This is a genomic window from Pseudanabaena cinerea FACHB-1277, from assembly GCF_014696345.1.
GTDB classification, from domain to species: Bacteria; Cyanobacteriota; Cyanobacteriia; order Pseudanabaenales; family Pseudanabaenaceae; genus Pseudanabaena; species Pseudanabaena cinerea.
Genome location: NZ_JACJPY010000080.1, coordinates 1 through 20,792 on the forward strand (window position 1 = coordinate 1; position 20,792 = coordinate 20,792).

Annotated in this window: 20 protein-coding genes; 14 read left to right on the forward strand and 6 right to left on the reverse strand. The window is 44.9% G+C overall.

The window, feature by feature from the left end:
- Positions 1–177: 177 nt before the first annotated feature.
- Positions 178–798 carry a CPBP family intramembrane glutamic endopeptidase gene (locus H6F44_RS18435; RefSeq protein WP_190352495.1) on the reverse strand — a complete coding sequence of 207 codons (621 nt, stop codon included), beginning with the start codon at positions 796–798 and terminating at the stop codon, positions 178–180.
- 184 nt (positions 799–982) lie between these two features.
- Here H6F44_RS18435 and H6F44_RS18440 point away from each other — a divergent pair, with 184 nt between their 5' ends.
- On the forward strand, positions 983–1,198 hold the full coding sequence (locus H6F44_RS18440; protein WP_190352496.1) for a DUF2949 domain-containing protein: 216 nt from the start codon (positions 983–985) through the stop codon (positions 1,196–1,198).
- 28 nt (positions 1,199–1,226) lie between these two features.
- On the opposite strand, the gene H6F44_RS18445 is transcribed toward H6F44_RS18440, so the two are convergent.
- The 3 genes from H6F44_RS18445 to H6F44_RS18455 form a co-directional block, all read right to left on the reverse strand.
- Positions 1,227–1,475 (reverse strand): MoaD/ThiS family protein, encoded by a 249-nt coding sequence (locus H6F44_RS18445; RefSeq protein WP_190352497.1) that lies wholly within the window; start codon positions 1,473–1,475, stop codon positions 1,227–1,229.
- 78 nt (positions 1,476–1,553) lie between these two features.
- Complete coding sequence (locus H6F44_RS18450; protein WP_190352498.1) at positions 1,554–2,522, reverse strand: PhoH family protein; 969 nt, start codon at positions 2,520–2,522, stop codon at positions 1,554–1,556.
- Positions 2,523–2,635: 113 nt separating this feature from the next.
- A complete protein-coding gene (locus H6F44_RS18455; protein ID WP_242016643.1) occupies positions 2,636–3,820 on the reverse strand; it encodes a peptidylprolyl isomerase in 1,185 nt (394 codons plus the stop codon).
- Positions 3,821–3,989: 169 nt separating this feature from the next.
- On the opposite strand from H6F44_RS18455, the gene H6F44_RS18460 reads away from it, so the two are divergent.
- The gene (locus H6F44_RS18460; RefSeq protein WP_190352499.1) at positions 3,990–5,963 is read left to right on the forward strand and encodes an ATP-binding protein; all 1,974 of its coding nucleotides are present in this window, start codon (positions 3,990–3,992) and stop codon (positions 5,961–5,963) included.
- Here the strand turns inward: H6F44_RS18460 and cobA are convergent.
- Complete coding sequence (gene cobA / locus H6F44_RS18465; protein WP_190352500.1) at positions 5,922–6,746, reverse strand: uroporphyrinogen-III C-methyltransferase; 825 nt, start codon at positions 6,744–6,746, stop codon at positions 5,922–5,924. The two genes, H6F44_RS18460 and cobA, sit on opposite strands and share 42 nt — an antisense overlap.
- Before the next feature lie 666 nt (positions 6,747–7,412).
- Here cobA and H6F44_RS23825 point away from each other — a divergent pair.
- The 11 genes from H6F44_RS23825 (at position 7,413) to crtA (ending at position 18,478) form a co-directional block, all read left to right on the forward strand.
- The gene (locus H6F44_RS23825) at positions 7,413–8,615 is read left to right on the forward strand and encodes a pentapeptide repeat-containing protein (RefSeq protein ID WP_190352501.1); all 1,203 of its coding nucleotides are present in this window, start codon (positions 7,413–7,415) and stop codon (positions 8,613–8,615) included.
- 87 nt (positions 8,616–8,702) lie between these two features.
- Positions 8,703–9,596, forward strand: coding sequence for a pentapeptide repeat-containing protein (locus tag H6F44_RS18475; RefSeq protein ID WP_190352502.1), 894 nt, complete (start codon positions 8,703–8,705; stop codon positions 9,594–9,596).
- A gap of 159 nt (positions 9,597–9,755) precedes the next feature.
- A complete protein-coding gene (gene pyrH, locus H6F44_RS18480) occupies positions 9,756–10,571 on the forward strand; it encodes a UMP kinase (RefSeq protein WP_277874136.1) in 816 nt (271 codons plus the stop codon).
- Positions 10,558–11,106 carry a ribosome recycling factor gene (gene frr, locus H6F44_RS18485; RefSeq protein WP_190352503.1) on the forward strand — a complete coding sequence of 183 codons (549 nt, stop codon included), beginning with the start codon at positions 10,558–10,560 and terminating at the stop codon, positions 11,104–11,106. Before pyrH ends, frr begins: the two co-directional genes overlap by 14 nt.
- Before the next feature lie 220 nt (positions 11,107–11,326).
- Complete coding sequence (gatA, locus tag H6F44_RS18490) at positions 11,327–12,808, forward strand: Asp-tRNA(Asn)/Glu-tRNA(Gln) amidotransferase subunit GatA (protein WP_190352504.1); 1,482 nt, start codon at positions 11,327–11,329, stop codon at positions 12,806–12,808.
- Complete coding sequence (locus H6F44_RS18495) at positions 12,781–13,635, forward strand: Rpn family recombination-promoting nuclease/putative transposase (protein WP_190352505.1); 855 nt, start codon at positions 12,781–12,783, stop codon at positions 13,633–13,635. Before gatA ends, H6F44_RS18495 begins: the two co-directional genes overlap by 28 nt.
- A 178-nt stretch (positions 13,636–13,813) precedes the next feature.
- Positions 13,814–14,764, forward strand: coding sequence for a cytochrome c oxidase subunit II (locus H6F44_RS18500; protein WP_190352506.1), 951 nt, complete (start codon positions 13,814–13,816; stop codon positions 14,762–14,764).
- A gap of 49 nt (positions 14,765–14,813) precedes the next feature.
- Positions 14,814–16,478 carry a cytochrome c oxidase subunit I gene (ctaD, locus tag H6F44_RS18505; RefSeq protein ID WP_190352507.1) on the forward strand — a complete coding sequence of 555 codons (1,665 nt, stop codon included), beginning with the start codon at positions 14,814–14,816 and terminating at the stop codon, positions 16,476–16,478.
- 155 nt (positions 16,479–16,633) lie between these two features.
- On the forward strand, positions 16,634–17,263 hold the full coding sequence (locus H6F44_RS18510; RefSeq protein WP_190352508.1) for a cytochrome c oxidase subunit 3: 630 nt from the start codon (positions 16,634–16,636) through the stop codon (positions 17,261–17,263).
- A 108-nt stretch (positions 17,264–17,371) separates the two neighbouring features.
- On the forward strand, positions 17,372–17,575 hold the full coding sequence (locus tag H6F44_RS18515) for a hypothetical protein (RefSeq protein WP_199302192.1): 204 nt from the start codon (positions 17,372–17,374) through the stop codon (positions 17,573–17,575).
- A gap of 3 nt (positions 17,576–17,578) precedes the next feature.
- The gene (gene crtA, locus H6F44_RS18520) at positions 17,579–18,478 is read left to right on the forward strand and encodes a cyanoexosortase A (RefSeq protein ID WP_190352509.1); all 900 of its coding nucleotides are present in this window, start codon (positions 17,579–17,581) and stop codon (positions 18,476–18,478) included.
- A 109-nt stretch (positions 18,479–18,587) separates the two neighbouring features.
- On the opposite strand, the gene H6F44_RS18525 is transcribed toward crtA, so the two are convergent.
- The gene (locus tag H6F44_RS18525; RefSeq protein ID WP_190352510.1) at positions 18,588–19,241 is read right to left on the reverse strand and encodes a hypothetical protein; all 654 of its coding nucleotides are present in this window, start codon (positions 19,239–19,241) and stop codon (positions 18,588–18,590) included.
- A gap of 432 nt (positions 19,242–19,673) precedes the next feature.
- On the opposite strand from H6F44_RS18525, the gene H6F44_RS18530 reads away from it, so the two are divergent.
- On the forward strand, positions 19,674–20,531 hold the full coding sequence (locus H6F44_RS18530; protein ID WP_190352511.1) for a hypothetical protein: 858 nt from the start codon (positions 19,674–19,676) through the stop codon (positions 20,529–20,531).
- The last annotated feature ends 261 nt before the right edge of the window (positions 20,532–20,792 follow it).

Consider the following 20,792-nt stretch of genomic DNA (forward strand, 5'->3'; position numbering starts at 1 on the left):
AATCCATGCAATGTTCCAAAGATCTTACGTTTGCGTACAGCTTTTCTTAATAATTCCCCATCGCTAAGTATTTCTACTTAGCGCAAACTTGGGATGCTCCCAAGAAAATAAATATCATATTCTCCCCCCTTTCGTAAGGGGGGGCTGGGGGGATCTAGACAATTCTTAAATGGTTTCTTAACTAGCTAAACTGCGGTGCTTCCATTTCCAAATCACCCCTGAAAGGGTATTGGTAAGCGTATGCGCCACGATTGCTGTTAGCAAATTGTCGGTATAGATAGTTACAGCCCCAAACATCATGCCCACCGCGATCGCCCAAAAAGCATAGGAGAAATATTTAATGCTTGCCATATGCAGCAAGCCAAAAACAATGCTAGTAATAATTACAGCAATGCCATTCATGCCAAGGTTAGGCAGTGCCGCCCCCCGAAATAGCATCTCTTCACTCAACCCTGGCAAAAGACCTAGCCAAACTAGATCTAAAGGTACTAGGGGCGTAATTACCATTTCTAAATATTCTTGAGCCGCCAGGCGATAGCTTTCCCAAAGGTCATAGAGCAAACTACTCAACAGGGCTACACCCAAACCAATGCCAACTCCCATCGCAGCGTGCTGGTTATCCCAATACAGTGACACCATCGCCACACCCGTTACATAAGTCCAACCCTTAGAAATTGCGAACAAAATCACGGCGGTGACTGCCATCGCGATCAAGACCTGCGATCGCGATAGGATGATGGAAGTGTCACGGTTTGTTTTCTGCTCTTTAGGTTCTTGGTTAGGTGATTCTGGGGACATGGTTTGGTTTTACTAAAGTTATGACTGAAGACGATTTTAGCGCAATTTTCACATTAATAAAGGCGAGTTGATGGGGGACTATCTTTGAGTATTAAGCTAAAAAATATTTTTGACGAACGTTGATAGATGTGGTAAGGTGCGCTACGCTATTAATCCAAATTGCTTAAAAAGTTGTTTGACTTCCATGAGTTATCAATCCCAGACATATACGTTCGTTAGTCATCAAGAAGATTTAGAGAGACACCTATTAGATGCGTCAGTTGTTGATCGCGAGCAACTTGCTGTCGCCAAACGTTGGCAAGAGCGACAGGAAGGACCTTTGCTGATGATTTTGTTGCAGCTTAGTTTTATTGATCTACACCAATTTTCGGGACTGCTAGATTGGTCGGCTCAGGGCTAGTTATTTACTGCATTGACTGGTTAGTTAACTAGCCACCACTGACAGGGGGGATGAGGGCGACTTCTATGGGGCGATCTGGTAAAGCTGTATCAGGTTCGACAAATTCTAGGTTGAGAGCATAGCGGGTTAGCGATCGCCATTCTGCCAATTGTGGCTGCATTGTGACTAGGCGATCGAATACCTGCGAAATTCTCGCATTTGGCTCTAGCTCCATCTGCATCTCTTCTGCACCAAAAGCCTCTTGAAAAATCGCAAATAATTTAACAGTGATTTGCATATTAATTTTTAAGTTGATTTTTAAGTTGGTTTTCTAAAGCAATAATTACGACACATCGCGCCGTAATTCGCGCCGTAATTATTGTTGTTCGGCTTCGGCATTTTCGTAGGCGGCAATGATGTTGTGAACGAGAGGATGGCGCACCACATCAGTCTTATCAAATAGGTTAAAGGAAACGCCTTGCACACCTTTAAGTATATTCATGGCAATGATTAACCCAGATTTTTGATGGCGGGGTAGGTCAATTTGGGTGATGTCGCCTGTGACCACCATGCGCGATCGGAAGCCGAGGCGGGTTAGTACCATTTTCATTTGTGCCGCCGTTGTATTTTGGGCTTCATCGACAATAATGAAGGAATTGCTGAGGGTGCGCCCCCGCATATAGGCAAGGGGGGCAACTTCAATGATGCCGCGCTCCATTAGTTGTGGCACTTTGTCAGCACCGATCATTTCGTGCATCGCATCGTAAAGGGGGCGCAGATAGGGGTCGATTTTTTGCTGCAAATCCCCTGGTAAGAAGCCTAAGCTCTCGCCTGCCTCCACCGCAGGGCGCGTTAAAATAATCCGTTCAAATTTATGACTTTGCAGGGCATTAACGGCGGCAACGGCGGCTAAGTAAGTTTTACCTGTCCCCGCAGGTCCTACGCCAAAAACTAGATCGTGGGTTTCCATTGCCTGCACATATTGCTGCTGACGGTATGTGCGGGTTTGGATGGAGTCGCCCCGCCGATTGCGCGAAATGGTTGCCCGATCGCGCCATGCACTTTCACGGGATTCGGCGATCGCTTCACAGGCGGCTTGAATATCGACAGAGGCGATCGTTTTTTCATGATTCCAGAGGGGTTGTAATGCCTTGATGATCTGCTCACAGCGATCGATTTGTTCCTGATTGCCATCAATTAACAGATCTTGACCGCGCAATACCAACCGCGCCCCTGTAATCTCGGCAATAGTTTTAATATTTTCCTCGCGCATTCCTGCAAGGCACATGGCACTGCTAGGGTTTGGCAAACTCAACACATAGGGTTCGGAGCGAGAATTACCCATGAATAATGTCGATCCTCATTTTTTTGTATAGCGATCACTAGTTTTGCAAAAATCCGAATACAAGTGTCGCCGCCGCGCCGCGACAGTTAGCAGCGACACTTAATACTTAATATTTAGGGGGCTGTAGCATTAACCAAATTTTCGGCTCCACTAATTACCTTAGCGGACAAAACTTTGTCCCCTAGTCTTAGTTTATCCAAAGTTTCCTTGCCATCAGTGACGTAACCAAACACGGTGTAGTTGCCATCTAGCAAATTTAACCCTGCGGGAGTTAGTTCAGATTCAAATAGGTAGATAAAAAATTGCGATGATCCTGCATTGGCATCGGCGGGATGTGCCATTGCCACTGTACCAAAAGCGGCGAAAGGCAGTACGGGTAACGTGCCTGTTAGCCCCATTTCTTCAAAGGTTTTGCCATAGAGGGGTACTTTTTGATCAGGAAGGAGTACCTCCATAGGCACGTTGCGCTCTTTGCCTGTTTGTGGATCGATGTAACCATCGATCTCGCCTTCAGGATCACCCGTTTGCAAATAATAATTTTCATCGGCACGAGTAAAGGTTAATCCGTCATAAAAGCCTTTCTGTACCAAGTCAATAAATTGACCAGCATTTACTGGGGCGCTGTAACCATCAACAGTAATGATCGCATTCCCTTTTTCGGTGACTAGCTCAACAAGGGCGCGACCCTTGAGTTGTGGCAGTTGGGCGTATTTAGCGGGGACTTCGTATGGAAAACTGGCAATTAGATCGGCTTCGATTAAACCCACATAGTCAAGGGCTTTTTCTGAGAGTGCTTTAATGCTATTGCGATCCTTAATTTCGATCGCCTCTTGCAATGGCACAAGGGAGTTCGTAAGACTCGTAAGATGGGCAGTAATTAGATCGCGGCGATCGCTGACGGCCTCACTAATTACGGATGCCTGATTTCGGACAAGATTTTTATTAATTGTCTCAATATCTCTTTTGAGGCTACTCCAGCGCTTAAGATTAACTTGGCGAGGCATCTGCTCTAAGGTACGTTGGATATCACGCAGAGACTCATTGTCGATGGGGAGGGCATTTCGGAGAATGATCCTTGCATCTTTGATCGCGCTTTTAGTGGGAAGTGCGGCTACCGCAGGGGCGATCGCCAAACTAAGGCTGAGGCTGATGGTGATCATCATGGCGATCGCCATAGTCAATAACCCATTGCTGATCGTAGATAGAGATTGCATAAAGTGGGCGATCATATAATCAAGATTATGATTTGGATTATGATCGGGACTGCGATCGTGATGTTTAAGATTAGGGATCAACATTGCATCCAGAATTAAGTTAGCTAACTATGATGCTACAGCGCATTGGGCTGAATTAAAACCCAGAAACATTTATGAAATAGTGGCATCAGCAATCTCTTTGCAAGTTGGCTCTCAACCTTAGACTGACCCCAAGACCACCTAAAAACTTAGTGACAGTTCAGGTTTTGTTATGACAAATGCCGATCTCTTTTCCGTAACCTCTGACCTATCGACATTATGCCAAGATCGTCTATTCAGGTCGATTATGGCAAGCGTGGCAGATTTGATCGCGGTGGTAGATGCTAAGGGCTATCGCATTTACAATAGTCCCTCCTACCAAAAGGTGTTGGGCTATACTCCCGAAGAATTGCAAGGCACATGGGCGTATGACAAAATTCACCCTGAAGATCAGGAGAAAGTATTGAGAGCGGCGGAAGAAACGCTCTTAACAGGGGTGGGCAAGGTTTTGGAATATCGAATGCAGCATCGGGATGGGAGTTGGCGCATATTGGAGTCTTCGGGGAATGTGATGCGTGATGCCAATGGTCGGGTGCAGAGCATTGTGATTGTTGCCCATGATATTAGCGATCGCAAGTTGGCACAGTGGGAGCGCCGCCGTGCCGAGAGGGAGTTGGAGCGATCGCGTCAAAGCTATAAACAATTGGTCAGACGCGAAGAAATGCTGAACCGCCGCCTTGCTAGTCAAATTCGTGACTCCCTCGATCTCAATACAATTTTGGCAACGGCAGTTAATGAAGTACAGGATCTTTTGCAAATTGATCTATGCAGTTTTTTCTGGCATCTGTCCGATCCTGAATTTAATTCCGAATTTAATCCTGAATTTAATCCCATATCAGGGGGGGATGCACCCCAATTTAAACTGGCGCATTTTGCCACTAGCAAGACACTCATGGCACATACCCGCAGCTATCCCCTATCACAGCTAAAGCACTTAGGCGATCGCCTCCTCAAACAAGAGATCGTCCAAGTTTCAAGCATTTATACCGATGCTGATTTAGACGATGATAGCCGCGACCTGCTCGCAAGCCTAGGATTTACATCGCAATTGCTTGTGCCGATCAAAACCCGATCGCAAAAATTGGGGGTGATCGTGGCGGCACATTGCCAAGGTAGTCGCCCTTGGACAGCCGATGAGGTGGAACTATTGCAAGCTGTGGCAAATCAATTGGCGATCGCGGTTGACCAAGCGGAGATTTTTGATTCGGTTCATGCTAACGCGGCACAGGTCTATGCCCAGAAACAACAGTTAGAAACTGCCCTTGCTGATCTCCAAAAAACCCAGAGCCAACTTATTCAAACTGAAAAAATGTCTAGCCTTGGTCAGCTTGTGGCAGGAGTTGCCCATGAAATCAACAACCCTGTAAATTTCATCTATGGCAATCTTAATCACACTAGCCGATCAGTGCAGTATTTGCTGCAAGCGATCGCCCTTTACCAAGCGCATTATCCCGAACCCATTGCTAATATTACCGATTTTCTCCATGAAATCGATTTTGATTTTTTGCAGCAAGATCTGCCCAAGATGCTGGAATCAATGAAGATCGGCACAGAGCGCATTCGCCAGATTGTGCTTTCCCTTCGCAATTTTTCCCGCACCGATCAAGAAGGCAGCAAACCCTTTGATGTTCATGAAGGACTTGACAGTACATTACTAATTTTACAAAACCGTTTCAAAGCCTATGGCGATCGCCCCAGCATTTCCTTAAACAAGCAATATGGCAAGATCCCAGTCATTCCCGCCTATGCTGGGCAGATCAATCAAGTATTTATGAATATCATCAGTAATGCGATCGATGCGATCGATGAACAACCTACAATGGGTTCTCCAGACGCGCCCCAAGAAAGTGAAATTAAAGGTGAAATTAAAGGTGAGATTAAAATTATTACTGAACTCATACCATCAACAAACGAAAATTCTTCCCCAATGGTATTGATCCGTATAACCGACAATGGGCAGGGCATTCCTGAAGAAATTAGACATAAACTATTTGATCCATTTTTTACCACTAAGCCCGTGGGCAAAGGCACAGGCTTAGGGCTATCCATTAGTTATCAGATTGTGGTCGAAAAACATCATGGCAAATTAGAATGCCATTCGCAGTTAGGACAGGGGACTGAGTTCAGAATTTATTTGCCAACTTAACCGAAAATTTACCACATTACCAATTACCGCGATCGCTGGCGGTGTAAACTGCTCAGACTGCACTAGCTCCACAATATTGCCCAAGCAGCCCATCAATTCTGACTGGTCAGGGCGAGTCCCCTGCCTAATCAATGCCACAGGCGTAGATTCTGGCAAACCTGCTGCGATTAATTTAGGCACGATCTCACTTAAATTGTATAGCCCCATATAAACCACGATCGTTTCTGCTGCCAAGGCGATCGCCGCCCAATTAATTTGTGGGCGATATTTACCCGCCGACTCATGCCCCGTCACAAAAATTACCGAAGAACTAAAGTCCCGATGGGTCAGGGGAATATTGGCATAGGCAGGGGCAGCAATGCCAGAGGTAATCCCAGGTACTACCTCCACCTCAATGCCATGCGAGCGCAAATCCGCCAACTCCTCACCGCCCCGCCCAAAGATAAAGGGATCACCCCCCTTGAGGCGTACCACGCTCGCATAATGCTTGACCTTCTCAATTAATAGCTGCGTGGTTTCTTCCTGCAATAACGAATGCTTACCGCGCCGCTTACCCGCATGGATTTTCTCGGCGATCGGATTGATCATCGCCAAAATTTCATCACTTACCAAAGCATCATACAAAACCACATCACAGGTTTCTAGCAATGCCTTACCCTTAAGCGTCATCAAGCCAGCATCACCCGGCCCCGCCCCCACCAGATAGACCTTCCCCCAGTTACGCCGATCCTCAGATCCTGTCTCTGTTCCTAATTTCTGTGTCAAACCTGCGGTACTATCCATGCGTCCCAATTCTTTTAGTTAAAACTGCCAATTAAACCCGATTGATCTAAGCCAAATATTGCAAGGCGATCGCATCATCAATTTCCTCATGTATTCTATAGTTAGAAGTTGCTCAAACTATATAAAGTTACTAACAACTTTAAAGATTCATTAACACATCAAAGCAACCATGCAAATAAGCTTGTAGTTAATAAAAATCAACCAGATCGTCAATTAGGCGATTAACTCAGTCTTAATTTTAGTCATTCTTAGATCTAGCACCAACTCGGAAATTGAGACGCTTCCGTACTTACAGATCCTTGCACTGACCTAAAACCCAGATAAATTTTTAAAACTGGCACTGAGGGCTGATTATAAAAATTTGTCCATATTACTCAAAATCTCAACAGACTGCACTCAAAAAATCAACCAAAATACAATCAAACTGGAATCAACCACAGGCAATTACAGAGAAACCAACATCAGCCTTTATACACAAATTAGCATCACTAAGTCTTAGGTAAAAAACTAAAACCATAAAAATATTTGTAGTTATAGGAACATTTTAACGCTCAAAAAACTTCTTTATACGTAACGCATAAAACGCAGCTAGCAGCATAAGGCAACTCAAAAGTCATTTCAAACAATCCACTAAGAAAATTTATTAAAAAACATAGAGAGACAAGCGTGAATCTTACCGAATTTACTAAAGCAAATCTTACAAAGTCAAGCCTCGAAGGGATCAATCTTAAGGGAGCCGACCTCAAGCGTGTCAACTTGAGCAATGCCAAGCTTGCCGAAGCCATACTATCCAAAGCTAACTTGACGGGGGCGTTTCTCCATGGAGCCGAACTCAACCGAGCCAACCTTGTCGAAGCAAATCTGGCAGAAGCAAATCTCTCCTCAGCATTTTTAATCAGGGCAGACTTACAAAGGGCTTGCCTCAATGATGCTTATCTAGTGGCGGCAAACCTCAACTCCGCTAATCTCACCAGTGCCAGTTTAATCAACACCGATCTCAGTCTTGCTACCCTCACAGGCGCTTGCCTAAATGGAGCCAACCTCAGTCATGCCAAATTAAATGGCACATTTTTCATTGAATCTAGTTTGCTAGGCGCAGATCTCAGTGAATCTGACTTTACGGGCGCTCTGATGATCAAGGCAAATCTCAGTGGCGCAAATCTTAGCCAAGCTTGCCTGACCAATGTCGATCTCACAGAGGCAAATCTCACAGGCGCAGAACTGCAAGATGTGGATCTGCATGGTGCAATTCTCAATGGCGCAAACCTCAATGCTGTGGATCTAGTGCATGCCAACTTAAGCAATGGCTCCCTGAGCCGCGCCAATTTAGGCTGGGCAAATTTGCTCGGCACTAATCTTGAAAAAGCCAATTTAGTCGGCTCAGATCTCAGTTGGGCAAATCTCAACGAGGCTAATCTGAGCGAAGCTGACCTCAGTTGGACAAACCTCACGGGCGCATTTTTAATGAAGGCAAATCTCAGTGGTGCAAATCTAAATGGGGTCAATCTCTCTAATGCCAACCTTAGTGGCGCAAACCTTAGTGGTGCAAATCTCATGGGTGCAAACTTGAGCAGCGCTGATTTGAGCAATGTCGATCTGCGAGGTGCTTATTTAATTCGCACCAACTTACATAATGCCATTTTGAATGAAGCCAACCTAACAGGGGCTAATTTAGATGAGGCGGTTCTCAATGGCGCAAGCTTGAGCCATGCAAATCTAAATCGCGCTAACCTTAGCAAGGCAAGTTTGACAGGGGCAAATCTCAAGGGTGCATTTATGTTATGGACTAACCTCAAAGGGGCATTTATGTTATGGACAAATTTAGACGGGGCAAATTTGACAGGGGCAATCTTGCCAACGGATAAGTAATACAAGCACCCAAAATAGTATTGCTACTTTTGCTGCTTGTACTAGGTCTTGACTAGGTAATTAACAAAAATATGGTGCTGAAGAGTGATGAAAGCTAGAGAACTAATCGATCGCTACAATCAAGGTTTTCGAGATTTTAGTGATGTTGATCTCAGTCAGGAAAATCTGAGTGGTCTGGGGCTAACGGCGATCGATCTTACCAATGCCGATCTGAGGGAAGTTAATCTATCCTGTAGTACGCTCAACGAGGCGAATCTATACAATGTTAATCTCAATACGGCGGTGCTATATCGGGCAAGTTTGAGTGACGTAAATCTCTGTGAGGCGAATCTAAATGGTGCTAGTCTGATTAAGGCTGATTTGCATGGTGCTAGGTTGGAGCGAGCTAATTTAAGGGATGCTGACCTAACTGGCGCTAATTTAAATGCTGTAAGTTTGGTTAATGCCGACTTGGCAGGAGCCAATTTAAGTTGTGTATCTTTGGTTGGAGCCAATCTAGAGGGCGCAAATCTCTCAGAGGCATTTTTAAAAGGAGCAAATTTTGATGGCGCAAAATTAAGCGGAGCCAATCTGGAGGGTGCAAACCTGAGCGGGGCAAGTTTCAGTGAAGCAAATCTCAGTCAAGCAAATCTAACGGCGGCGGATCTTTCGCGGGCAAATCTTTATGGGGTCAACCTCAGTGATGCTTTGCTATGTAGGGCAGATTTGAGTGGCGCAAACTTAAGTAATGCTAATCTCAATGATGCTAATTTGCAGGATGCGGATCTGAATGCGGCTTTTTTGATTGATGCTCAGCTAGGTCGGGCAAGGCTAGATGGCGCTAACCTGAGTAAGTCTAATTGCTACAAAGCTTATTTTCAGGGTGCATTTCTATCAAGAACGAATCTCAATGGCGCAAATCTCAATGGCACGGATTTTGCGAATGCATCTTTGCAAGCTGTCGATGATGATCGCTCGCCGCAAATCAGCCATTTAACTTAAAAGCCTAAATTAAGAAACACTGACGATATGAGGGTACGTCTTGATTGGGTAAGGAAGAATTAATGCAATAAGCATGACTAACGTGATCGGCAAATCGTGAAATCTATTTTTCCCAGTATTTTCCCTCAGTCAGTAAATAGAATATATAAGGAATGAAACATGAACGTAATAACTATTAAGGCAGAAAATCAGTTAGAAGATTTGACAGAAAGTTTGGAAGAAAATTTGGTGATTAAGACCGAAAAATCTAAATACAAGCGTATTTTATTGAAGCTTAGCGGTGAGTCGTTGATGGGCGATCGCAGTTTTGGGATCGATCCTGAAGTGGTTCAAGATATTGCTTTGCAAATTGCCGAAATTGTCCATGATGGCATTGAAGTGGCGATCGTGGTTGGGGGCGGCAATATCTTTCGCGGTATTAATGGTGCGGCTAAGGGCATGGATCGGGCAACAGCCGACTACATTGGCATGATCGCCACGGTTATGAACGCCTTAACCTTGCAGGATGCCTTAGAACATTTAGATGACCCCATCCAGACTAGAGTCATGTCAGCGATCGCCATGCAAGAGATCGCTGAACCCTATATTCGCCGCCGTGCCATTCGCCACCTTGAAAACAATCGGGTGGTTATTTTTGGCGCTGGCTCAGGCAACCCTTATTTCACCACTGACACGACGGCAGCTTTACGCGGAGCCGAAATCAATGCCGAGGTTATCCTCAAGGCAACCCGCGTTGATGGTATTTATGATAGCGATCCTGAAAAAAATCCTCAGGCAAAGCGCTTTAATACAGTTAGCTTTGACCATGCCTTGATCCATGATTTACGGGTGATGGATGCAACCGCTTTTGCATTGTGCAAAGAAAATGGTATTCCGATCATTGTGTTTGATCTCGGTGTTACAGGTAACATTCGTCGCGTTGTCATGGGAGAATCGATTGGTACTTATGTTGGAGGTTCCTGTGAAATTAGCTGATGTTGAGGCGCGAATGCAGAAGGCTGTAGATGCGACCCAGCACAATTTCAATACTGTGCGGACGGGACGAGCAAATGCTTCGCTATTGGATCGAATTACGGTGGAATATTATGGTGCGGAAACCCACCTCAAAGCTTTGGCAAATATTTCTTCGCCTGACTCTTCCACCTTGCAGATTCAACCCTTTGACCGTTCGACCATGCGGGCGATCGAGAAGGCAATCTCAGAATCTGATATTGGGCTAACCCCTAATAATGATGGCACTAGTATTCGGTTAAACATCCCGCCTTTGACGACCGATCGCCGCAAAGAGTTGGTGAAAATGGTGGCTAAACTGGCGGAGGAAGGCAAGGTGGCAGTTCGCAATGTGCGCCGCGATGCGATCGATAGCATTCGCAAGCTGGAAAAAGCCAAGGAAATCTCGGAAGATGATTCTAAGAGCCAGCAGGAGCAGGTGGATAAACTAACTGACAAATTCGTTAAAAATATTGATAAGGTTACGGCTGACAAGGAAAAAGAAATTTTGACCATCTAAGCTGTTATTGGCTTTGCTGATTGACTGACAAAAGTATTGCAAAGCTTTGTCAGACAAGATGTCTGACCCACAAAATGAATATCTTTGTAGCGCGGGCATCCTGCCCGCTTTTTAGCAAGATTTGTCAGCTAACTAGGTGGCTTGGATTTAAGCGCAAAGCGATGTAAGCGATGTAAAATGAAAAGCTCAATCCTTGTCACTAACTAGTACCCCTTTGCATATGATGTCTATCGGGCAAATTCGCCAAACCCTATCTAAGAAAGAACGCTCGGCAACGGAGATCGCTCAAGAGTTTCTAGATCGCATTGAGCAGCTAGAGCCAAAACTGCATAGTTTTGTCACCGTCACGCCAGAGTTGGCGATCGCCCAAGCTAAAGAAATTGATGCCGCGATCGCCTCTGGCGAAAGTTTGCCACTCCTCGCAGGTGTACCGATGGGCATCAAGGACAATATGTGTGTGAAGGGAATGCCCACCACCTGCGGTTCAAGGATGCTGCAAAACTTTGTGCCGCCCTATGAGGCAACGATCACGGCAAAGCTGCGATCGGCGGGGGCGGTGATGGTGGGTAAAACCAACTTGGATGAGTTTGCCATGGGTAGCTCTACGGAAAACTCAGCGATCGCCCTCACCGCTAACCCTTGGCATACAGACTATGTACCAGGTGGATCGTCAGGGGGATCAGCCGCCGCCGTATCCAGTGGCGAATGTGTCATTGCTACAGGTTCCGATACGGGCGGATCGATTAGACAACCTGCCTCTTTTTGTGGAGTGGTCGGGCTGAAACCCACCTATGGCCTAGTTTCACGGTTTGGACTGGTTGCTTTTGCCTCTTCCCTTGATCAGATTGGACCTTTCGCCCGTACCGTTGAGGATGCGGCAATTTTTCTAGAGGCGATCGCAGGTTACGATCCCAAGGATTCCACCAGCATCAATACCGCGATCCCTAACTATGCGGCAATGCTGACCCCCGATCTTACCCAATCCCTCAAGGGTAAAAAAATCGGTGTAATTACCGAAACCTTTGGCGAAGGATTAGATCCTGAAGTGGAAAAGGCAGTGAGAGAGGCGATCGCCCACATGGAAAACATGGGTGCAGAGGTCTATGAAATTTCCTGCCCCCGATTCCGCTATGGCGTACCCACTTATTACATTATTGCCCCATCCGAAGCTTCCGCCAACCTCGCCCGTTACGATGGCGTGAAATATGGTTTTCGCGATGCCAATGCCGCGAATTTGCTAAGTATGTATGAAAATACCCGTGAGCAGGGTTTTGGCGCAGAGGTGAAGCGGCGGATCATGATCGGCACATATGTGCTTTCCGCAGGCTATTACGATGCTTACTACCTCAAAGCCCAAAAAGTCCGCACCCTAATCGTGCAAGATTTTCAAGCTGCCTTTGCCAAGGTCGATGTATTGGTCTGTCCCACCGCACCGACAACCGCATTCCCAGCAGGCAGCAAAACCGAAGACCCATTAGGAATGTATCTTTCCGATTTAATGACCATCCCTGTAAATCTAGCAGGTTTACCTGGAATTAGCATTCCCTGTGGCTTTGACTCCAAAGGAATGCCCATCGGCTTACAGATGATTGCCAATGTCTTGCGGGAGGATGTATTGCTGCAAGTTGCCTATGGCTACGAGCAGTCTACAACATGGCATAAGCAACAACCTCAATGTATGACAATACCTGCAAATTCCTAGCCGAGAACTTCCCTGAAGACTTTGCCCTTTGGCTATTGGGCAGACCCCTATCCCTCACCAAAATTGAACCATCGGAGCTTGCCGCCGAGCCTATTCGTGCTGATTCTATAATTTTCTTAGAATCAGCAGAAATAATTCTGCATCTGGAGTTTCAAACGCAGACCGATGAAAATATGCCATACCGCATGACAAACTACTGTCTCAGGCTGCATGGCAAGTATCCCCATAGAGAAATTTACCAATGTGTCATTTACTTAAAACCGACCAAATCACCACTGGTATACCAAACAACATTTAAATTCCAAAAACTAAGCCATGAATTTAATGTGATTCGCCTGTGGGAACAACCAACTGATCTTTTTCAGCAATATCTTGGTTTACTGCCTTTGGCTGTCCTAACTAAAACTGATAGCCCCGAAGCGACATTGAGGGATGTAGCAAGGCAGGTTGAGAGAATTGCTGATCGAACGTTGCAAAATAACCTAACAGCGTCAACAGCTATAATATCGGGCATAGCCTTAAATAAAGAAATCATTCGGAGACTGCTAAGGAGTGAAATCATGAAGGAATCGGTGATTTACCAGGATATTTTGTTGGAAGGCAAGTTGGAAGGCAAATTGGAAGGCAAATTGGAAGGCAAGTTGGAAGGCAAAGCGGAGACGACACAGCAAATCGCACTCAATATGTTGCGGGCGAACGTTTCTGTCGATTTGATTAAGCAATTTACAGGACTGACTCTTAAGCAGGTGCAGCAACTGCAAAAACGGGTGACTGCACAGCCTAAAATGCCAAAGTCAGTCAAACCCAAGCGATCGCCCAACCATTGAGATGACTTGATCCCAAAGAAAATGCTAAAAGATCCCTAATAAACAAAGCGAATCTAGAAATTAGAGGCAATATAGAAACATTGTAGTAATTGGTCTAACTCGTACTAACTTTTACGGACTCATATCTACATGGCAATGACTACATTGCCGTAATAGTACGACAGGGCAACCTCAAACCATGAAAAAAAATAATCTAATTTCGATTGTCGTCGTTCTTGCCATGATTGCGGCGGCAAGTGTTTGGTATGGTCGCAATAACGGCTTATTACCGATCGCCGCAGGCGACGAAGCTACTCTTTATGACGGGCTATTTAATACAATCCTCGCGATCGCCTTTGCCTTTTTCATCATCATCGAAGGATTTTTGATCTATTCCCTGATTAAATTTCGGAAACGTAAGGGCGATGAGGCTGATGGACCTGCTATCCATGAAAACCTCAGCCTAGAAATTGTCTGGACAGCAATTCCCACCGTAATTGTGATGTGGGTGGCGATCTATAGCTTTGACGTTTATACCGCTATGCAGGGTTCCCAAAATCTAGATGGCATGGCTCACGGAGGGATGCACCATGCTGTAGCTGCTGCCGATCACAATAGTCACCAACAAATGCCCATGGCTAAGGCAACCCTAGCATCTGCCAATAGTGATGGCGTTTTGATGGCGGGAACTATACCTACGGGTGGTGAAGATGTGGTGGCGATTAACGTTAGCGCCATGCAATTTGCTTGGATTTTTAACTATCCCAATGAGATTGCCACCGCCGAACTTCATGTACCCGTCGGTAAAAAAGTCCGTCTAAACATGAGTGCCATTGATGTGATTCATGCCTTTTGGGTTCCCCAATTACGCATCAAACAAGATGTTCTCCCTGGACGTGAAACGTTTCTTGAATTTACCCCCCGTGTGGTTGGTGAATATCCCGTTGTTTGCGCGGAACTCTGCGGCTCCTATCACGGCGGTATGCGTACCACCATGATCATTGATACACCCGAAGACTATGAAGCATGGCTCAGAGAACAGCAAGAAGTTGCCAGTAAAGATACCGAGGCGATCGTGGCAGCACGCCCCACTTCGCAAATGACAGAGCAAGAGTATCTAGCTGGCAAAGTCGCAACGATGGTTAAGTAGTTAGCTTTTTACTTTTTACTTTTTACTTTTTACTTCTCTAAACCTACCTATGACCCAAACCCTGACAGCACCCCAAAGCTCAAGCCCTGCATCTGAACCATCAAAAACTCCTTGGTGGGAATTTTTTACTTTTAGTGTTGATCACAAAGTAATTGGGATTCAATATCTGGTTACTTCCTTCACTTTCTATTTAATTGGTGGAGCGCTGGCTTCGGCTGTGCGTGTGGAATTAGCAACCCCCGATCCTGACTTGGTTGATCCTGCTTTTTACAACAGCCTATTTACAATGCACGGTACGGTGATGATCTTTTTATGGATTGTGCCTGCGGTGACTGGTGGCTTTGGCAACTATCTTGTGCCATTGATGATCGGGGCGCGGGATATGGCTTTCCCTCGGTTGAATGCGATCGCCTTTTGGTTGACAATTCCTGCGGGACTACTGCTAATGAGCAGCTTTTTTGTAGGTCCCGCTTCCACGGGTTGGACAGCTTACCCACCCTTGAGCATCCTCACTGATGAACATGTTGGTCAAGCAATTTGGATTCTCAGTATCCTGCTGGTGGGAACCTCATCAATTTTGGCGGCGGTAAACTTCATCGTTACGATCTGGTCAATGCGGATGCCAGAAATGGATCTATTTAGTATGCCTTTGTTTTGTTGGGCGATGATGGCAACATCGGTGTTAGCGTTATTGGCTACGCCCGTTCTCGCTGGCGCAATGGTCTTGCTAGGATTTGATCTGTTAATTGGCACAAATTTCTTTAATCCCACAGGCGGCGGCGATCCTGTTGTTTATCAGCACTTATTTTGGTTTTATTCCCATCCCGCCGTTTATGTGATGATTCTGCCCGTATTTGGCATTATTTCCGAGGTTTTACCGCCCCATAGCCGCAAACCCATTTTTGGTTACAAAGCGATCGCCTATTCCAGCATGATGATCTGCGCTTTGGGGCTATTTGTTTGGGCGCACCATATGTTTACTAGCGGCACTCCCGATTGGTTGCGTGTATTTTTTATGGTGGCGACTCTGTTAGTGGCAGTACCCACTGGCATCAAAGTGTTTAGCTGGGTGGCAACCCTCTGGGGCGGCAAATTGCGTTTAGAAAGCCCCTTGCTATTTGCGATGGGTTTTATCTCCACTTTTTTGATCGGAGGACTAAGTGGCGTAATGCTCGGTTCTGCACCGATCGATATTCATGTCCATGATACTTATTTTGTAGTTGCCCATTTCCACTATGTTTTATTTGGTGGCAGTGTCTTTGGCATCTATGCAGGGCTATATCACTGGTTCCCCAAGATGACAGGGCGCATGCTCAATGAGTTTTGGGGCAAAGTGCATTTTGTGCTGACCTTCATCGGGATGCATCTCACCTTTGGCCCCATGCACATTTTAGGATTGCAAGGAATGCCCCGCCGCGTGGCGCAGTATGATCCGCAATTTGCACCAATCAATGTGATCTGTACCATCGGCGCATTTGTTTTGGCGATTTCCACAATTCCCTTTTTGATTAATGCTATTTACAGTTGGTTTAAGGGCGATCAAGCTCCTGACAATCCTTGGGATGCGCTGACCCTAGAATGGACAACTGCTTCACCGCCAATTCCCCACAATTGGGTGGGCGATCCTGTCTTAGCCACAGGTCCCTATGACTACGGCGAGGACTATCGCCTTGCCCGTCAGCAGGCGATCGCTGATTCTCAACCCGCCGTCTAAAAAACAATTCACAAGAGTGTAGTCACACTTTTGTGAATTAAAAAACAAACCCGTTAAGGGTTTTTAAAACTAAAAATGGCGAAGCCATTTTTAGTTTTGCTCTAAGAATGAGCTATTTCACATTAAAAATTTCACATATCCTCCAAAATTGACCTATGCAAGGATCGATCGCCACTTCCACCACTAACCTCGAAACTGCCAGTCATGAAGCCCTTCATGATGCCCATACTGCCCATGCCGAACATCCCGATCTGCGCGTATTTGGCTTAATCGTATTCCTAATTTCTGAAGGGATGCTATTTTTCGGGCTATTTGCCGCCTATCTCACCTTTCGCTCTGTCGCCACCGCTTGGCCACCCGAAGGCACACCTGAGCTAGAACTGCTCTTACCAGGCATCAATACAATCATTCTCGTATCCAGCAGCTTTGTGATCCATCAAGCGGACAGCGCCATCAAAGAGAACAAGGTCAGAGCTGCCCAGCTATGGTTCCTTGCGACTTTTGTGATGGGTGCGGTTTTCATCGCAGGGCAAATTTATGAATATCAACACCTTGAATTTGGACTGACCACAAATTTATTTGCCAGTACTTTTTATGTGCTGACGGGTTTTCATGGTCTGCACGTTATCATCGGTCTAACCCTGATTGCCGCCGTATTAGTGCGATCGCTCAAAGCTGGACATTACAGCAACACCAGTCACTTTGGCATCGAAGCCGCCTCTGTCTATTGGCACTTTGTGGATATCGTCTGGATTATTCTATTTTTGCTGTTATATATCCTATAAATTTCCAGATCCCAACAACTAAAAATCTTGCAAAGCAGGGTTTTTAGTTGTTTGAGCTTTGATTTAATTTATCTAAAGCTATAATTAACTACTGAATCTCTTTCTCAAATGCCTAAACGCTGTCCCTTGGCAAGGGAGGATGAGTATTTTGATCAAGAGCTGCGTCAATTACTCTATGGTCGAGGAAATAACTCATATCGAGTAATTTTTATCATTGTGGAGGATCAGGATATCTCAACAACTCGTATTCTTCATATTTGTCATGCATACCAGCAAACTATTGGTGAAAATCCAAAACCAGATGAGGCTTAAATCATGCTCAAAAATCTAGATCGCCTTTGGCAAGGAGACTTTAGCGAGATGCAAAGTTCTTTCCAAAAAGTCACTCAGAAATTAGAGTTTTGGTTGCTCACAACTTGGTGTAGCTTGATTGCGATCAATGTCACCCTAGTGGTGCGTTTGGCAGAAGATGTTGATGAAATTGCCATTCAGATCCTCACTTGGTCAGTTGCCATTTTTCTAGCGATGCGCGATCGCCGCCAGTACAAATTTACAGCTAATCCGACTGCGATCGCCACAGGATCATTATTAGTCATCTGGGTATTAATCAAAAGCTTATTAACGCGCCGCACCACCGATATTCTCTTCATTCTCACCCCTCTCATGGGAACTGTCGGCATCGCTCTAATTGCATCAGGATGGCAAGGCATCAAACAATATTGGCGACCAATCCTGCTAGCTGCTACCCTCGGTATCCCTATCACATTTTTATTTGCAGCGATCGAAAAAGTAGTTCCCGTAAACGTATTTACCGCCCAATTTGCCAATGCTGTGCTTTGGTATGGCGGGGCGAAAGTATCACAAAATGGCATAACAATCATCAGTCAGTTTGGCGCGGTTGAGGTGGCTAGAGGCTGTGCAGGTTTACCACCAATTCTAATGCTATTACGCATCACCATGATGTTTGTCCTTGTCTTCCCTGTCCGACAAATTCATATGTGGATTATGTTTTTTGCCGCCGCCGCGATCGCCTTTATCATCAACTCAATGCGAGTTGCTCTATTAGTAGTCATTTCTGCCGATAATGGCGCTTTCAAATATTGGCATGATGGCGATGGTTCGCAAATTTTTTCCGTAATTGCCGTATCCCTACTCCTATGGCTATGTAATTGGTTATCCCAAGATGATGATGACGATGAGTTAGAAGAAGCATAGCAATTTTGCAAGCGGGATTTCGTTACGCTTACCAAATTTATTAAGTGCAAAGCCATGTGTTAATTCCTGATGTTACGTGGAATGGCTTCTGCGTTCCACGTAACATCAATTAGTTATTAATTTTGAAAGAACTAATAAAGCGTTCTGCATCTTTAGGTTCTAGGTTTTCCTTAGATCCGATCGCAAAGACCTGATACATTCGGTTTTCAGCAATACAAAACCTGCCCTTCATAATTACATCCGTTGTCTGCACCTTACCCGCAGCATCAAAGTCTCGGCAAGGAAATGCGCCCAGCTTATATTCTTGGTCGGACTTTAGCTCACCATTAATATTAGTAACCGAGCTTTTGATTGATTCAGCTAAACTTTTTTGAATATCTACAGGCGCAGCCGATTGGTCAGGCACATCAGCATATCCAACGAAATATCCTGAATTATTTGCCTCCGTAATTACCATATTTACTTTCACCTTACCAGCTTCTGTACTTTGCTCTTGAGATTGCTCTTGAGGCTTGCCTGGTACTTGTAAACTGAATTTTCCCGCCGCCGATTGGTATTCTTGCCAAGCAATGTCATTATTCGGGGTCGGGCTGGCTGCCGTCGGCGTTGGTGTTGCGGTTGGTGTGTTGGTGGGGCTAGAGGTGGGGGAGGTGGTAGTTGGTAAATTATTGGATAGGTCGTTGGCTGTAGGTGAGGAACAGGCGCTCAAGGCAACCACGATTAGCCCTGTAGCAATGGAGATGGAATGGTGATGTTTTTTCATGTCTAAGTGGCTAAATTTCTACACTTAATAATCTTCTCACCATTTATCCAAAAGCACAAAATGGATAGGTCAGCTTAACGGTTTGCTTCTGTGCTTATGGGGAGGATCGATGCAAAAAGGTAATGAAAAAAACAAATTGTGCAATCGAACCTGAAAAGTGATGAGGTGGGCTTCGACTACAACTGACTTGAGCATTTAGCCAAGAGCTTTAAATTTTGTTTCTTGGGTCGTTGGTGCAAGATCTGAGTTGACCATCTAGACATAGGAACACTGAAACTGTTAGGGTTGAAGTGCAAGTCTTTCTTTGTAAACCTGTAAGTTACTTTTATTAGGTGAAAAAAGTCAGATATCTGTAAATTTTTTGAAATTATGTGTTTGTGATCGATAATTTCAATACAACATATCAACACATTAGATCAATACATCCGAGCCATGTCAACAATTGCTTCTTATCAAGACCCTGTAGCCAAACTCATTTATATAGAAGAACAAACAAGCTGGAATGACAAGCAGTGGTTAGACTATATAAACCGATTTGGACTGAGCACAGCCGATTTACCCGAACTGATTCGCCTTATTTCCGATGATGAACTCGTGGATGATGATGTGGATGATGATAATGATAGCGAAATAGCATTCTATGAAATTCATGTACTAAGAGCCGTATTTCAGATTGATATAGAAACAGGAATTAACCTCTACATCGACCAATTAAAAAAGTTCCCTAATGATGATTATCTCCACGAAGAAATTCACGGGATCGTTCGCCATGCTGGGGCGATCGTGATCGCCCCATTTACACAAGTGCTTACGGATAATACCCAAGATGAACGATTAAGAGTAACATTAGCAAATGGATTAGAGGAGATTGGTAAAACTCATCCAGAATGTCGTGAGGCTTGTGTCAATTCTCTAACAACCCAATTGCAGAATTATCATGTTCAGGATGGTGACTATCTCAATTCAACATTAGTGAGTAATCTTATTCAATTGAAAGCTGTTGAAGCAGTAGATCTAATAGAACAAGTATTTACCAATCGCGAGCTTGATGAGTGGTGCACAGGCTCTTGGGCAGCAGCACAAGTATCTTTGGGGCTAAAACAAGAATCCGATTTTTCACCAGAGGAGTTAAAGCCAAAACCTTCTGAAAAAATTCTGGCAATTCGGGAGATGATTAATAATTTGGAAAAGCTCATCGCTCTGGAAGAACAGAAAAAGCGATCGTCCATTCCTAAAAAGCCTGCCGCCAAGGGTTTCGGCTCAAGTAAGTCCAAAAAGAAAAAACGTTGATCGAGCTAAACATGGTTAAAATACTAGCTCTTTCACGAAAATTTTGGCAACAACGTAGCTTTAGATTTTTACTGGTAGGAGCATTATTGACTTTAGTCAATGTTTTGTTAATTATTGCTTTAGTCGATATTTTTAATTTAAATACACCACTATTGCGATCCTGAGGGGGTGACAAAGACATCTAAAACGTAGCCGTGACAAGCTGCATAGCCCTCTTACCTCGTTGATAGTAGGTTAACTTATTGGGAGCTAGTTTCAATA